16 protein-coding genes and 1 pseudogene are annotated in these 14,405 nt (G+C 62.0%); 10 read left to right on the top strand and 7 right to left on the bottom strand.

Annotated elements, in window-relative coordinates:
- Positions 1-117: 117 nt before the first annotated feature.
- Positions 118-1,401, bottom strand: a complete 1,284-nt coding sequence (locus tag M0D64_RS24310; RefSeq protein WP_154561024.1) for an MFS transporter — start codon at positions 1,399-1,401, stop codon at positions 118-120.
- Positions 1,402-1,554: 153 nt separating this feature from the next.
- On the opposite strand from M0D64_RS24310, the gene M0D64_RS24305 reads away from it, so the two are divergent.
- Together M0D64_RS24305 and M0D64_RS24300 are read left to right on the top strand one after the other, a co-directional pair.
- The gene (locus M0D64_RS24305) at positions 1,555-2,196 is read left to right on the top strand and encodes a TetR/AcrR family transcriptional regulator (RefSeq protein WP_266259553.1); all 642 of its coding nucleotides are present in this window, start codon (positions 1,555-1,557) and stop codon (positions 2,194-2,196) included.
- Positions 2,197-2,281: 85 nt separating this feature from the next.
- Positions 2,282-2,836: a DUF1415 domain-containing protein gene (locus M0D64_RS24300; protein ID WP_266259552.1), complete on the top strand. Its 555-nt coding sequence runs from the start codon at positions 2,282-2,284 to the stop codon at positions 2,834-2,836.
- A gap of 41 nt (positions 2,837-2,877) precedes the next feature.
- Here the strand turns inward: M0D64_RS24300 and M0D64_RS24295 are convergent, their stop codons facing one another.
- The gene (locus M0D64_RS24295; protein WP_266259551.1) at positions 2,878-3,720 is read right to left on the bottom strand and encodes an SAM-dependent methyltransferase; all 843 of its coding nucleotides are present in this window, start codon (positions 3,718-3,720) and stop codon (positions 2,878-2,880) included.
- Between the two features lie 386 nt (positions 3,721-4,106).
- On the opposite strand from M0D64_RS24295, the gene M0D64_RS24290 reads away from it, so the two are divergent.
- Positions 4,107-4,427: a hypothetical protein gene (locus M0D64_RS24290; RefSeq protein WP_042329129.1), complete on the top strand. Its 321-nt coding sequence runs from the start codon at positions 4,107-4,109 to the stop codon at positions 4,425-4,427.
- Between the two features lie 91 nt (positions 4,428-4,518).
- On the opposite strand, the gene M0D64_RS24285 is transcribed toward M0D64_RS24290, so the two are convergent.
- Complete coding sequence (locus tag M0D64_RS24285) at positions 4,519-4,728, bottom strand: DUF1059 domain-containing protein (RefSeq protein WP_266259550.1); 210 nt, start codon at positions 4,726-4,728, stop codon at positions 4,519-4,521.
- A gap of 390 nt (positions 4,729-5,118) precedes the next feature.
- On the opposite strand from M0D64_RS24285, the gene M0D64_RS24280 reads away from it, so the two are divergent.
- Positions 5,119-6,390 (top strand): TIGR03862 family flavoprotein, encoded by a 1,272-nt coding sequence (locus M0D64_RS24280; RefSeq protein ID WP_266259549.1) that lies wholly within the window; start codon positions 5,119-5,121, stop codon positions 6,388-6,390.
- 60 nt (positions 6,391-6,450) lie between these two features.
- Here M0D64_RS24280 and M0D64_RS24275 read toward each other — a convergent pair whose 3' ends face one another.
- Together M0D64_RS24275 and M0D64_RS24270 are read right to left on the bottom strand one after the other, a co-directional pair.
- Positions 6,451-7,575: a class I SAM-dependent methyltransferase gene (locus M0D64_RS24275; RefSeq protein WP_154561012.1), complete on the bottom strand. Its 1,125-nt coding sequence runs from the start codon at positions 7,573-7,575 to the stop codon at positions 6,451-6,453.
- 564 nt (positions 7,576-8,139) lie between these two features.
- Positions 8,140-8,448: a helix-turn-helix domain-containing protein gene (locus M0D64_RS24270; protein WP_266259548.1), complete on the bottom strand. Its 309-nt coding sequence runs from the start codon at positions 8,446-8,448 to the stop codon at positions 8,140-8,142.
- 24 nt (positions 8,449-8,472) lie between these two features.
- On the opposite strand from M0D64_RS24270, the gene M0D64_RS24265 reads away from it, so the two are divergent.
- The 4 genes from M0D64_RS24265 to M0D64_RS24250 all read left to right on the top strand — a co-directional run bounded on the left by M0D64_RS24265 (position 8,473) and on the right by M0D64_RS24250 (position 10,835).
- Entirely contained in the window at positions 8,473-9,093 is a 621-nt protein-coding gene (locus tag M0D64_RS24265) for a DUF1643 domain-containing protein (protein ID WP_308102509.1), read from the top strand.
- A 119-nt stretch (positions 9,094-9,212) separates the two neighbouring features.
- Complete coding sequence (locus M0D64_RS24260) at positions 9,213-9,398, top strand: hypothetical protein (protein WP_266259546.1); 186 nt, start codon at positions 9,213-9,215, stop codon at positions 9,396-9,398.
- Between the two features lie 40 nt (positions 9,399-9,438).
- Positions 9,439-10,278 (top strand): lysozyme inhibitor LprI family protein, encoded by an 840-nt coding sequence (locus tag M0D64_RS24255; protein WP_266259544.1) that lies wholly within the window; start codon positions 9,439-9,441, stop codon positions 10,276-10,278.
- Positions 10,279-10,298: 20 nt separating this feature from the next.
- Positions 10,299-10,835 (top strand): hypothetical protein, encoded by a 537-nt coding sequence (locus tag M0D64_RS24250; RefSeq protein WP_266259542.1) that lies wholly within the window; start codon positions 10,299-10,301, stop codon positions 10,833-10,835.
- A gap of 541 nt (positions 10,836-11,376) precedes the next feature.
- On the opposite strand, the gene M0D64_RS24245 is transcribed toward M0D64_RS24250, so the two are convergent.
- Positions 11,377-12,240, bottom strand: coding sequence for a class I SAM-dependent methyltransferase (locus tag M0D64_RS24245; RefSeq protein WP_266259541.1), 864 nt, complete (start codon positions 12,238-12,240; stop codon positions 11,377-11,379).
- Between the two features lie 95 nt (positions 12,241-12,335).
- Positions 12,336-13,229, bottom strand: coding sequence for an NAD(P)/FAD-dependent oxidoreductase (locus M0D64_RS24240; protein ID WP_266259540.1), 894 nt, complete (start codon positions 13,227-13,229; stop codon positions 12,336-12,338).
- 259 nt (positions 13,230-13,488) lie between these two features.
- On the opposite strand from M0D64_RS24240, the gene M0D64_RS24235 reads away from it, so the two are divergent.
- Together M0D64_RS24235 and M0D64_RS24230 are read left to right on the top strand one after the other, a co-directional pair.
- On the top strand, positions 13,489-14,121 hold the full coding sequence (locus M0D64_RS24235) for a TetR/AcrR family transcriptional regulator (protein WP_201127437.1): 633 nt from the start codon (positions 13,489-13,491) through the stop codon (positions 14,119-14,121).
- Positions 14,120-14,229, top strand: a pseudogene (locus tag M0D64_RS24230) (IS5/IS1182 family transposase); the annotation flags it as partial. The gene M0D64_RS24235 and the pseudogene M0D64_RS24230, both read left to right, overlap by 2 nt.
- Between the last annotated feature and the right edge of the window lie 176 nt (positions 14,230-14,405).

The raw sequence follows: 14,405 nt of genomic DNA, 5'->3' as shown, positions 1-14,405 counted from the left end.
GCCGCTAGCGCTCCAACAAGTGCACACTTAGTTTTCACTTCTGCTGCAATGGCAAACGGCCTCGTATGAGGCCGTTTGCTCTAGTGCGCTTTGTTCGCAGTGCGCAGGGCCACAGCTTTACGCCGCTTGCGGCTCCGGCACCTTGGCCGGCCGGTTGATCCGCAGCACGATCACTGCGGCAACCAGGCACAGCCCGCCGGAAATCATCGACGCCACCGTGTAAGTGCCGAGGCTCGCGCGCAGCATGCCCGCGCCGAGCGCCGCGAAGGCCGCACCGAGCTGGTGGCCGGCGACCACCCAGCCGAACACGACCGGCGCCGCTTCCTTGCCGTAGACATCGGTTGCGAGACGCACGGTAGGCGGCACGGTGGCGATCCAGTCGAGTCCATAAAACACCGCGAACAACGGCAGCCCGAAGAAATCGATGCCGAAGGCGTGCGGCAGATACATCAGCGACAAACCACGCAGACCGTAATACCAGAACAGCAACACGCGGCTATTGAAACGGTCCGACAGCCAGCCCGACAGCGTCGTGCCGAACAGATCGAAGATGCCCATGGCGGCGAGCAAGGAGGCGCCCTGCACTTCGCTCATGCCGTAGTCGCCGCACATTGCGATCAGGTGCGTGCCGACGTAACCGTTGGTGCTCGCGCCGCAGATAAAGAAGCTGAAGAACAGCAGCCAGAAGTCACGCGTCTTGCTCGCCATCGCGAGCGTGCCGAAGGCGATGGCCAACGGATTCTGCTTGGTCACCGAATTGGAAATCGGCGAGTCTGCCGGTTCGCCGAACGGGCGCAACTTCATGTCCGCGGGCCGCTCCGGCAACAGGAACGCGACCAGCGGCAATACAACCGCCGCCGCGCCCGCGACGACCCACACCACCTGGCGCCAGCCGTAGTGCTCGGCGATGGCCGCGAGCATCGGCAGGAACACCAGTTGGCCGGTCGCCGAACTGGCCGTAAGAATCCCCATCACGAGGCCGCGATGTGTGGTGAACCAGCGCGTCACCACCGTCGCCGACAGCGACAGCGCCGCCACCCCCGTCGAGCCGCCGACCATCACGCCCCAGATCAGAACCATCTGCCACGGATGCGTCATCAGCGACGACAACGCCACACCCGCCGCCATCGTGCCGAGAGCGATCAGCAGAGTAGGACGCACGCCGAAGCGCTGCATCGCCGCGGCCGCGAACGGCCCCATCAGGCCGTAGAGCGCGATGTTCACGGAGATGGCGAGCGAAATCGTCGCACGGCTCCAGCCGAATTGGTGCTCCAGCGGCACCATCATCACGCTCGGCGTGGCGCGCGTGCCCGCCGCCGCCAGCAGCACCAGAAACACCACCGCCACGGTCAACCAGCCGTAGTGGAAACGTCCGCCAATCAGTCTCGCTGCCCAGTTCATTAATTCTCCAATCGACGCCTGCCCCGCAGGCCGCGCCGCTCGCATTGTTACGACTTCGGTAAAGGACTTGTGACAGATCTGTCACAATGGTGTTGCGATGTTAGTTACTGGTCGGTAACATGTCAAGGCATCAATTCAATTCAGGTGGCATCCATGTCCGATAGTGAAACCCTCAAGCCAACCGGCGCACGGCGAGCACGCGGCACGCAGACGGCCGGCCCGGAGGCGCAGCAGCATCTGCTGCGCGCCGCGGACGAACTGTTCTATCGCGAGGGTGTGCGAACGGTTGGCGTCGACGCGGTGGTCGAGCGCGCGGGTGTGAACAAGATGAGCTTGTACCGCCAGTTCTCGTCGAAGGACGAATTGGTGATGGCGTATCTGGAGCGCAAGGACGAGCAGTTTTTCGGCTATGTGGAGAAAAGCTTTGCCAAGCATCCAGGCGAACCGGCGAGGCAGCTTCAGCAATATTTCGACGACCTGGCCGTGCGTGCATCGGTCGACGATTACCGCGGCTGTCCCTTCGTGAACGTGTCGGTGGAGTTTTCCGACACGACGCATCCGGCGCGGCAATTCGTGTTTCGCAACAAGGAACGGCTGATGGCGCGGCTTCTGGAATTGGCAACCGCGGCAGGCGCCGACGATCCGGTAGCGTTGGCCAACGGGCTGGGTTTGATGATCGAAGGCGTGTACGCGGCCAGCCAGACTTACGGTCCGGGCTGCGGGCCGATTCTGGCCGCACCGAAGGTGGCGGCGCAGTTGATCGCCGCGGCGTGCCGCGGGACGCAAGCGAGGTGAGGATTGGGCCGTCCTGTTGTGGCCGCGTGCGGATCGGTGCCGTTGCGCGCCGTTAGAATGGCACTTTCCTCTTTCGCTGCTTGCCATGTCGTCGCCCGCCGAATCTCATGATGCTGTTATCGCTGCCACTCGTCATTGGCTGACGGAGGCCGTGATCGGGCTCAATTTGTGCCCCTTCGCCAAAGCCGTGCATGTGAAGGGGCAGATTCGCTATGCCGTGAGCGACGCCGTGGATATGGAAGGGGTGTTAGCCGATCTCGAAAACGAGATTCAGGCGCTCGTCGCGGCTAATCCTGACGCGGTGGATACCACGCTTCTGGTTATACCGGGCGCGCTCAGCGATTTTCTCGACTATAACGATTGCCTGTTTTTTGCCGAGAGAATGATCAAACAACTTCGGCTGGAAGGCATTATTCAGATTGCCAGCTTTCACCCGCATTATCAGTTTGAAGGCAGCGAGCCCGACGATATCGAGAACTATACGAATCGCGCACCCTATCCGATTCTGCATCTGCTTCGCGAAGATAGTATCGAACGGGCGGTTCAGGCTTTTCCCGATGCAGAAGCTATTTATGAACGGAATCAGGAGACGCTTCGGCGAATTGGTCTTAAAGGCTGGAATGAATTGATGAAAAAGTAATTCGCGCGGTGGCTACGAAAAAGCCACCGCCGCAGGACGGATCAGGCCGAGACAAAGAACCGTTCTTTCAGCTCCTCGATCCCGAGCGTCTCCATCACTTCATTCAGCCTCTCGGTTGGCCGCCGTCTCGGCAGGTCCTTGAACTGGGCAATAATCAGCTCATTCTTCATGGAATGCTCCCACCCGACCAGCTCGGTCACACTCACCTGATAGCCATGCGCTTCAAGCTGCAGGCAGCGCAACACATTAGTAATCTGGCTGCCAAATTCCCGGGTATGCAACGGATGCCGCCAGATCTCGGTCAACGCATTCCCCAGCGATTTACTCTTGTTCTGCCGTAAAACCCCCGCCACCTCGGCCTGGCAACACGGCACCACCACGATGTACTTCGCACGCTTTTCCAGAGCAAACCGGAGCGCGTCGTCAGTCGCGGTATTGCACGCATGCAGCGCCGTCACGATATCGATCTGCGCCGGCAAACGGTCTGACGTAATCGACTCCGCCACCGACAAATTCAGGAATGACATCCCCTTGAAGCCGAGCCGCTCGGCCAGCTCCTCGGATTTCGTCACGAGATCCTCGCGTGTTTCGATGCCGTAAATGTGCGACGCCCCACCAGCGGCATCCTGAAACTCCTTGAAGAAAAGGTCATACAGGATAAAACCTAGGTATGACTTGCCGGCCCCATGGTCGACGAGCGTCACCGAGCCCTGCTGGTCCTTGAGGTCTTTCAGCAGCGGCTCGATGAACTGGAACAGGTGGTAGACCTGCTTCAGCTTGCGGCGGCTGTCCTGGTTCATCTTGCCGTCGCGCGTCAGGATGTGAAGCTCCTTCAACAACTCGACGGACTGGTTCGGACGGATTTCGTGGGTTTTGCTGGACATCGTGGGAGACCGCCATCGATTGCAACGCGAACGTGCGACAGATGACGGAAAAAAGGAAAAGTTGCTGCCAGTTTACCCAAAGCGCAGCCCGCTCACCTGAGGAGTCGCGTCGACCCTGCGAGAAATGCCACAAACCTGGAACACTTCCTGCTCAAAACGCAATATGCGGGACGTATTCCGATGTGGCTTGAAAGCATCTTGCGGGCCGGCTCACCCGATGGCGTAAGCCGTGTCGCGCATAACAACAAGCTGCCGGCCGTGGCTTCGATCACGCGAACCGAATGCATGTGGGGAGGACGGTCCCGGAACACGGACCGAACGTTACGTAACCAGCAGCGCGCCGCGATCTCAAACGGACGCGCGCCTGGAAAATAGAAGAGGCAGCAATGGACACGGTACCCAACGGAAACGTCGAGCAGAAGTTTCAGGAAATGCTGGCGAAGCTCACCGCCACCCCTGCGTGGTCGGAAAAGCAGCAGCTCGAACTGGAAATGGCACGCGACATTTCCACCGAAATGCTGCGGCTGGCCGAAGTCATGCGCGACGGCAGCGTCGACATGGAAACGTGCCTGACGATGCTGAAGTACGCGAAAGTACTCGACTTCGTGATGACGACGCTCGCTTCGCGTCGCGACATCAAACCGCAAACGCTGCGGGTGATTTTCAAGCTCGCCGGACTGAAGGTGGATGAGGCATATCCCGGCTAGGACGCCCAGACAACGCCGCGACCAGCACGAGCGGCGCGCCGCCGCTCGTGCTGGTTAGCCGGCTTTCATCCCCGCGAAAAAGGACAACGAATCAAGCTCGCGGCCCCTCGACTGGTGGCGTGCCTTCATGAAAGAGCGCCTTGAGCTGGGAGCGCAGTTCCGGCGAGTCCGTATGTTTGTGCACCGTGACGGCATGCTGCACGGCCGCGTCGAGCAATTCGCTCTCGCTGTCGGCGGACAGGGCGACGGTGCAATTCATTTCGCTCGGGAACTCGCGGCAGTCGATGTATTTGCGAGCCATGGCAATCTCCTTGATCAAACGTCGAAACATCCAGACAAACAGCAGGTGCGCAGACCACGTTGCCAGCCGCAGCGCGGCTGCATTGGCCGTGCCCGGCGAAATGAGAGCGGTGGGGTAGTGTGACGCGGGAAAGAAGCGGACTGCGTCCGGTGGAAGGTGTTTGAAAAGTATAGTTCGCGCGAGTGAATAGCGAAGGAGCAAACGTGAGCGCAGGGGATTGCGACACGCCCGAACCCAGCTCTTTTCGGCCGCCAGCTCGCGTTGGCTCGTTGACCGTTCGCCGCGCGCCGTTTGCCCTGAGTTGCCGGCGGTGTGAAAATAGCGCCCTTCGCGCCGCCCGATTGTCAGATCAGGCAAACGCGCCGCCCCTCCGCTCATCCGCAGGACCGCATGTCATCCTCCTTCGATTCCGCCCGCGTCGCCGTGATCGGCGGCGGCCCCTCCGGCTTGATGGCCGCCGAGGCGCTCGCCCAGCACGGCGTACAAGTCGACGTCTACGACGCGATGCCATCGGTCGGCCGCAAATTCCTGATGGCGGGCAAAGGCGGCATGAACATCACGCATTCGGAACCGCTCGAGCCGTTTCTTGGCCGCTATGGAGCGCGCCGCGAACAGATCGCGCCGCTACTCGACCTATTCGGTCCCGACGTCTTGCGGGCCTGGCTGCAGGGGCTTGGCGTCGAAACCTTCGTGGGCAGTTCGGGGCGGGTTTTTCCGGCCGACATGAAAGCGGCGCCGATGCTGCGAGCGTGGTTGCATCGGTTGAGAGAAGCTGGCGTGCGCTTTCACATGCGCCACAAGTGGACTGGTTGGGACAACGACGACGGCGACACCGCGGCGCATACGTTGCGCTTCGAAACACCTGACGGCGAGCAACGCGTGAGCTGCGATGCCGTGGTGTTCGCACTCGGCGGCGCAAGCTGGCCGCGGCTCGGATCGGACGCCGCCTGGGTGCCGCTGCTGAGCGCACGCGAGGTGCCGGTGACGCCGTTGCAGCCCGCGAACTGCGGCTTCGATGCGGACTGGAGCCCCTATCTGCGCGAGCGTTTCGCCGGTCAGCCGGTGAAATCCGTGGTCATCACGCTCACTGACGTAGACAATAAAGTCCACAATCGACAAGGTGAAATACTTCTGACCGAAACCGGCCTCGAAGGGAGCCTGATTTACGCGCTGTCGGCTGCCATCCGGGAGCGGATTCTCGCCGACGGCGACGTCACGATCACGCTGGACCTGGCGCCGGGCTTGACGTTGGAGCGTGTCGTGGCCGAAGTCACTCGACCGCGCGGCTCGCGCTCCATGTCGACTCACCTGCATGGCAGAGTCGGCATTGGAGGCGTAAAACTGGCCTTGTTGCACGAGGTTCTGTCGAAGGAAGCCTTCGCCGATGCGAATGGCCTCGCGCACGCGATCAAGGCGTTGCCGGTGCGACTCACGCGCGCCCGGCCTATCGCGGAAGCGATCAGCACCGCAGGCGGCGTCCCCTTCGAAGCGCTTGATCAACATTTGATGATCGAGCATCTGCCCGGCGCGTTCTGCGCGGGTGAAATGCTCGACTGGGAAGCGCCAACCGGCGGTTATCTGCTGACCGCCTGCTTCGCCAGTGGCCTCGCGGCCGGACGCGGCGCATTAGCGTATCTCAAGGCGCGCGGTGTGCCGGTCTGACACGCCGTTCTTCAGCCGCGCCTCATTACGCGGCATCGCGCTCCCTTCGAGCGCCACCGTTTAGCGCGCCTTCAGACGCCAGAGCGACGTCACTTCAGCCTTGCGCGCCGTATGCAGCGCGTCGGTTTCATCAGTCGACTTCGGGTGCCGTGGACGAATATCCTCGCGACCCACCACGGTCAGCCCCGCCTTTTCAATGGCGGCAAGCAACCACTCGCGCGTACGCAAGCCGAGATGCTCGGCGAAGTCCGACATGATCAGCCAGCCTTCCCCGCCCGGCGACAAATGCTCCGCCAACCCGTCCAGAAAACCGAGCAGCATGCGGCTTTCCGAATCGTAGATCGCGTATTCAATCGGTGAGGCGGGCCGCGCCGGCACCCACGGCGGATTGCAGACCACCAGCGGCGCACGGCCTTCCGGAAACAGATCGGCTTGCACGACCTCGACTTGCTGATCGTAGCCGAGACGCTTGAGATTTTCGCGCGCGCAGGCCAGCGCTCGCGGGTCCTGGTCGGTCGCGACGATTTTCTTCACACCGCGTTTGGCGAGCAGCGCAGCCAGCACGCCCGTACCGGTGCCGATATCGAACGCCTTGTTCAATGACGGCAGCGGCGTGCGCGCCACCAGATCCGCATATTCACCGCGCACCGGCGAAAACACGCCGTAGTGCGGATGGATGCGCTCACCCAGCACGGGAATTTCCACACCCTTCTTGCGCCACTCGTGCGCACCGATCAGACCGAGCAATTCGCGCAGCGACACGACCGAGGGTTCGTCGGTAGACGGCCCATAGGTTTCGATACAGGCCTGCTGCACTTCAGGCGCGCGGCGCAGCGGAATTGCGTACGCAGCGTCGAGCGGAATCAGGATCATGCCGAGCGTGCGGGCGCGTTGCGATTGAGCCTGACGATGCAGGTTGAACGCGTCGATCGGCGTTTCGCCGTGCTTGCGCGGTTTGCGCTCCAGCCGGCGCGTGACCGCCTGCAGCAATTGGCGGGCGTTCTGAAAGTCGCCGTTCCAGAGCAGCGCGGTGCCTTCGCACGCGAGACGATAGGCAGAGTCGGCAGTGGTGCGGTCATCGGCGACGACAACGCGCTTGGGCGGCGGCACCGCGGCTTCGGAGCGCCAACGCGCAGTGCGGGGGCCGTCGGCTTCGGGCCAGGTGATGGTTGCGGGGCTGGTCATGATGAAGGTGGGGTCTGTGTTGCGGGAGTGACGCGGTGAAAACTCGCGTCTCGGGGGCGTTGCCCGCCGGAGTGACTGATCGTGATGCCGACTGACGCCCGAATAGTACCTCTCCCAATCGGGTTCGCGGGGCGGTATCTGTGGGCGGATGCCTGAACAAGGCCGATGCCACCGCCCTTTGCTGCGGTCAGCGGGCAATTCGTAGACTAAAATGTCCACAATCGACAAGGTGAATGAGATCTGGCAAAAATGAGCCGTTTCCGCCTCTCATCCAGCCTGCGAAATCCCCGCCCCAAATAAAAAAGCGGGTTTCTGAAATTATTCAGAAACCCGCTTTCGCACTACTGGTGCGGCTGCAGGACCCACACTCAGCCGCAAGCCTAAATTTTAACATGGCTTCGACGCTTTCGCTGAGTGACCATGCCCCCAGCCGGACCCCCTGAATGGCTGGTTATTGCTGGGCAAATGGCGTAGCCAGTTCGAGTCCTTATGAGCCCCCAGTGCTCCGCATCCTTTTCGACTGATGCTGGCAACCGTAAGGATCAGGACTCGAACCCGAAACCGTCAGGAAGCTCCAGCCAGTTCACCCGCCAGTTCGCGAACCATCTTCTTCGCCTTTTCCGGCATCCGGTGATATCGCTGGACCAGTTCCGCCTCGTTGTCCTCGACCGAGTAAAAGTACGAAACCGGCAGATTTAACACTGCGGCGATCCGGGAGAGAGTCCCAAGATCGGGAACGTGCTTGCCCCGCTCATACTGATTCATCCGCGCACTCGCCGACATCTCATCTATTCCCGCCTCGATTCCCAAACGCTCCTGCGACAGCCCGGAACGCATTCGGGCCTCCCTGAGACGCCGCGCGACCAAGTCCATTCCAGCCTCCGACCAAAGGCTAAGATGTTCTTAGGGGTCGGATTTATATACACTAAGACTTCCTTAGTCTTCGCGATTGCGTGCATGACAGTCGAATCTCATGATCCGGGCGGTAGAGTCCGCATCAAACTCCCGGCGGGCGTGGCCGGGGAAGCCAGCTTCTCCCCATGCGGACGGTATCGCCCCCTGCTTACCCGACGCTGGGCGGAGGGGGATAGCTTCGCGCTCTGGATAGGCATGAACCCCTCGACGGCCACCGGGGAAGTGGACGATCCAACGGTTCGGCGCGAGTGGAACTACACGCGGGTCCGCCTCGGCGTGTCGGCCTACGTCAAGGCGAACGTGATGGACTACCGGGCGACCGATCCGAAGGCGCTGCTGGAACCGGGGATCGAGCCTCAGAGCGAGTCCAACCAGAATACGATTCTGGAGCAGGCTCGAAACGCGAGGTACGTCGTGCTGGCTTTCGGCACACTCACGAAGGCACAGCGTCGGTACGCCTCTGAACTCGTCACAGCACTGGAGGCCGAGGGCATCCCCCTGTTCTGCCTTGGTTTCACCGCTGACGGTTCACCACGCCATCCCCTCTATGTGAAGCAGGACAGTCCCTTGGTGCCTTTCCCGGCCGGCAGCTACGGAATGTAATGACAGTTCGCCGCCTGAGCGCACCTGACATGTACCTCGCGCGCGCGAGGTACATGCGGTGTGTTAGATTTTCTCCAGAATTTCCCACTCCCAATTAATTTAATAAGGATTGCATATCTATGTGGGTCGCAAAGTTGCGTGACGGTCATCTGGAAGTGACCAACTCAAACACCTATGTAATCGCCATCATCCAGACCGGCGTAACCAGCGCAAGCGTCAGCGGGAACGAGGTAGTGGTCTCCTACAAGGATGGCCGGACACTGGTCTGGGATATTGACCAGAAGGTCCCCGTGCGAATTCTCTAATTCTTCCAATCCCCAAGACACCATGAGACACGCATACATAATGGCGGCGTTCGCGCTCGCCACCACCGCCCACGCCGCATCCTTCAATTGTTCTCAGGCCGGAAGCCGGGTCGAGGCCACTATCTGTGCCGACACCCGCCTGAGCCGACTGGACGAAGTACTGACCCAGGATTACCAGTACACGATGGCCTCCGACATTGGCGACGGCGCCCGGAAGGACCTCAGGTCGACCCAGCGGGCGTGGGTCCAGTCCCGCAACCGTTGCACCGACGCCGAGTGCATCCGCGCCGCCTACGCCGCCCGGATCGATCAGGTGTGCGGTAACTACCCTGTCCTGTCCGGAGTCTCCGCGAGTTGCACGTCGGCCGAAGACGCGCTGGCTGGGTTCGGTAATTCGCCGACGCCCGCTCCGTCACCCTATCAAGCCCTGCCCCAGCCGCAATCTGCGCCGTCCCAACCGGCGAATCGCCCGAACGGCGCGCCGATTGACGTCGTGGTGAGCCGACACGCGCAGCAGATCGCATCTCTCGGCTTTTCCCGGGCCCAGTTGCAGTCCCGCATCTATCTGAAGGAGGATCTCGTCAACCCATATCAGAAGTACGTCACGCTGGAGCAGTACCTCGCGCTCATGTACGAGCTGCCGAACGTGACGAAGGTCGCCACGATCAACGCGGGAGGTCGGGACGGATTCAGCGTGAAGGTATTGGGTCAACCGTCGGCAGGCTTCCTGTTCCGGTTTGAGGGCGGCGAGGCGTTCCTGAGCGATATGGTGAAAGGTGACGAGGCGACGCATCTTGAGACGGCCGACGACGAATTCCAGGCTGCGCTCATATTCATGCAGATAGCCAACGCGGCCATCGAGCGAGCTCGCCAGCCATGAGGAAGCCGATGGGGCGGCGTGTGCTGCTGATTGTCGGCAACCGGATCGACACGGCAGTCGGGGCGAGCGGCTACCTCTGCCTGTGCCGGGAGGATGGCGTGGAACTTCGCAAGCTGGTCTGGCGGGAAATGACCCTGCCGGAGCAGCTTTTCGCCTTGCGCGTGTCGGTCGGCGAATTCCTGCCAGACGAGCTGTTGCTACCGATACCGGTCAGTCCGGACGAACAGGCGATCTACCGGGAGGCTTGCCGACTGGCGTCTCACCTGAGGGCTACCCGGGGCTACGGGATCACCATAACGCTGCACGAGCGGGTCACCCCCGCCCTGCCTCCCGCCGGGACGGTACTGAGCCACCTCGATATTGCGTCGGTCTGGGCGGAGAAGGCGGCCGATCTGAAGGGAAAACCGGAGGCCGAAGTCGCGGACGCCTTGGCTATCCGGCGGGGTAACGAGTCCGGGTACGAATATGCCGAACTCTTCTATCTACCGATGCTGGGAGCGAAATTCGGCGACCGCCCCGACGAGGTCCAGTATCACCCGCACCCTACGTCCCAATGACCAATGGGAGATACGAACTCCGGCCAATAGATCCAGCGGTCGCCTCCAAGGTTACCGAGTACGACGAGGACGCCCGCGAGTGGTTCTGGGAGCGGGCGGCAATCAGGGAGTTCGAAGGGGGCTGGCTCCGGGAGCTGGCAGAACGACTTGCCTTGGAGGACACCGAACGGCGGCTTGCGAATCGGGCGTCTCACCAGCCCGACGGATAACGGAGCGCTCCAGGTTCTGCACCACCGAATCTGCCGCTCCGTCCGGAAGCCTTGCCCGGTAACGCACGGAGCGGGGGAGCGGCCGAGATACCTAGGCGCTATTCGGTGCCAACCTATTCGGTACGCACGACAGCCACATCTGGCTCAGTTCGGCCACAAACTGCCGGTCACATGCGCCGCCGGCAGGCCGCTCAGGCGTCGGCTCTGCTTCGCAACCGGCCATCTGACTGTCGCAAGGCGAGCGCTCGTTCAGCGGCCAGAAGGGACATCAGTCTGAGCGGCCAACGACGCCCAGCTCTACCGAGAGGAGGCGTCTCCCCTCTTAATCCCTGTCAGCTTGCCGGATTTCGCGCCATGACGACCCACGCCGCGCCGTTGATCATCACCGACCCCTCGCCGGGGAGGCTCGCGAAGGCGGCACGAACTGCGGCGGAGGCACGGGCGCGGATGTCGTCGGGCTGACCAGCGAGCGCACGCGACAGCGGGCCGACCTCAAGCGTCATCCTCACTGCGTCGTCGATCGCAGCGTCCCGCGTTTCGCCCTCGCCGAACGGGACGGCCGCGTCGAAGGGCGAGATAACGATTTCGGTGAAACCAGCCGCCGTCAGGATGCGCGCCACGTGCTCCCGGTCGCCAAACGAAAACGGTCCGGGCGCTTCGGGATCGGGCAGCGCGCTCGGCGGGACGATGTCCTTGAGCGCGCCCACCGGCAGTCGCATCCAATCGTTCTCGGCCGCTCCGCGCCAGCAGACGAAAGCGACCCGGCCGCCCGGGCGGAGCGCGCGTCGCATGCGGGCGAACGCTGCTGTCGGATCGGGGAAAAACATCACGCCGAAACGCGAGAACAGAATGTCGAACGCGCCTTCGGGCAGCTCTGCGCTGCTGGCGTCGGCCACCAGAAACAGGGCCGGCGTATCGTGGCGTGCAAGCGCGCGCGCTCGATCGATCAGCGGTTCGGATATGTCCACGCCCAGCACTTGGCCCTCCGCGCCGACGCGAGCGGCCAGAGCCATACTCGACGCACCCGCGCCGCAGCCGATGTCCAGCACGCGCTCACCTGTCGCGGGCGCGGCGGCTTCGATCGCGGCCTGGCCGAACACCGCCACCAGAGAGTTGAGCCGGGCCTGGTTGGCGACCCAGCGCTCCCCGCTTTGACCATTCCAGTCACCCATCTGATCAGCACTTTGCTTTGCCATGTCATCTCCTTGACTCGACGATCCGCCTTTCACCGCGTCGATCTACGCCAACCTTTTCGAAGGCGACGACGCAATGAGAGCAGGGATCTGTGCTCTCAAACCACCATCGACTGCTGGGCGAAGATACCCGCCATCGCGCCCTGCGATGAAGCCTGGGTGACCGAGGGCAAGAAGGGCGTGGCGAGGTCGCCAGCGGCGTAGATGCCGGGCATGCTGGTTTGGCGGCGCTCGTCGACCTTGAGGACGATGCCCGTGGGGGTGTCGACCGTGGCGAGGCCCAGTGATTCATGCAGGCTTGCGGACGGCTTGTTGCGCGGATGGGCGAACAGGACGTCGACCACGACATTGCGGCGGGTATCGAGATTGACGGTGGTGATATGGCCATTCTGGTGGGCGATCTCGACGATCCGGCCGTCGATGAGAGATATGTTGCGGCGCGCCAGATCGGCCTGGATATCGGGCGCAATGTCATGACCATCGGCGAAGACAGTCAACTTGTCGGTCCAATCGCGGAACAGCCTGGCAGACTGGTACGACTGCGGGCTGGACCAGACGAGGCCCCAATGCTGGCCGGCGACTTCAAATCCGTCGCAATAGGGGCAGGGCACGATGGACGTGCCCCAGCTTTCGGCAAAGCCCGGAACATCAGGCATCTGGTCGGCGACGCCATAGCTCAGGATCAAGCGGCGCGCCCTCAGGCTTTCGTGATCGTCAGTAACGACGCAGAAATCGTCGATGGCGCCAGACACGCTCTCTGCCCGAGCATTGACGAGGCTGATCGTTGGATAGCGCGACAGCTGCTGCCGCGCCTCGACCAGGATGTCCAGCGGCGGCTTGTGATCGTGGCCGAGCAGGCCATGCGAGTGGCCGGCAAAGCGGTTGCGCGGCCGGCCGGTATCGAGAACGGTGACCTTGCGGCGGGCACGGCCAAGCTGCAGGGCAGCAGCGAGGCCAGCAAAGCTGCCGCCGATGATGATGACGTCATTCATGGTGATGGGCTCCGTGTTGCGGATGGAAGGTTGGGCTGGGCGTGGTGTGCAACATCGTCCGGCGATACGCGTTTGAGACAGTCAGCGAGCACTGCTTCGACATTGGTAAGAAAGTTGCCCATGGCTGTATTGACCAGCCCGACAATGCCGCTCGATATCGCCGGGCGGCCCGGGGGAAACCTGCCCTTGGATTGCACATTTCGATACTTCATGGTATCGTAATTCACGAATTTGAATACTGTCAAGTACTGGAATTGTCGTGACCGAAAATAGCCAGGGCCGGCGCGGCCGGCCCGCCAACGAGGCGCTTCGCCAAACGATCGTCGACGCTGCCTGCGAACTCTTTGTGGAATTGGGTTTTCAAGCGACGACCATGGATAAGGTCGCCCAGCGCGCGAAGATATCCAAGCTCAGCATCTATCGGCACTTCGAGAACAAGGAGGCGCTGTTCAGCGCCGCCATGGTGGCCCGCTGCAATCAATTTGCACCGCAGGCCCTTTGTGAAGGCATCGACGGTTCGGCCGAAGATCAGCTCATGGCGGTCGGATCATCCCTGCTTCGCACGCTGTTGAGCCCCGACGTCCGCAGTGTCGAAGCCATGGTTTTGGCCGACAAGACGAATCAAAGGTCGTTAAGCAAGCTCCATTACGAAGCCGGGCCCGCCCATGTCATCGCTCAAATCGAGGCCGTGTTGCGTCAGTTGCACGCGAAAGCGATTCTGAACGTACCCGATGCTCACCGGTCCGCCCGCTTATTTGGCGCGCTCTTCAAAGGATGCGATCTGCTGCTTATCGCACGCTTCGATGAGGCGAGGGCAATTGACGACAACGAAATCGAGTCCTATTGCCGGTCGGCCGTCGCCATGTTCATCGCCGCGCACGGTGGCATCTAAAGTGCGCTATCGCGGCTTGATGAAGAACACGCAGAGTTGCATACGCTGTTCGCTCTAAGCAATCTGCGGCTGACGCGCGAACGACTGATGCGCGAGGCCGCTGCATGAGCGCAAAAGCCGCCCGCGCGGGCAGCCAAGCCGCCTCACCAACTCACGGGTCTAAGCGTCCGTAGAGGCCGATGACTTGTCCCCCCAGGCGACGGCACGGAACGACCGTTCCACTCCGATACCTGCCCTTAGAACAGAGACTGCTCGACCGACTGCAACGGGTCGATTGCTGCCCG

The sequence above is a fragment of the Paraburkholderia sp. WS6 genome (assembly GCF_030464835.1).
Lineage (GTDB): Bacteria > Pseudomonadota > Gammaproteobacteria > Burkholderiales > Burkholderiaceae > Paraburkholderia > Paraburkholderia madseniana.
The sequence above is the reverse complement of the archived record's forward strand: the minus strand, read 5'-3'. Positions and strand labels throughout refer to the sequence as shown.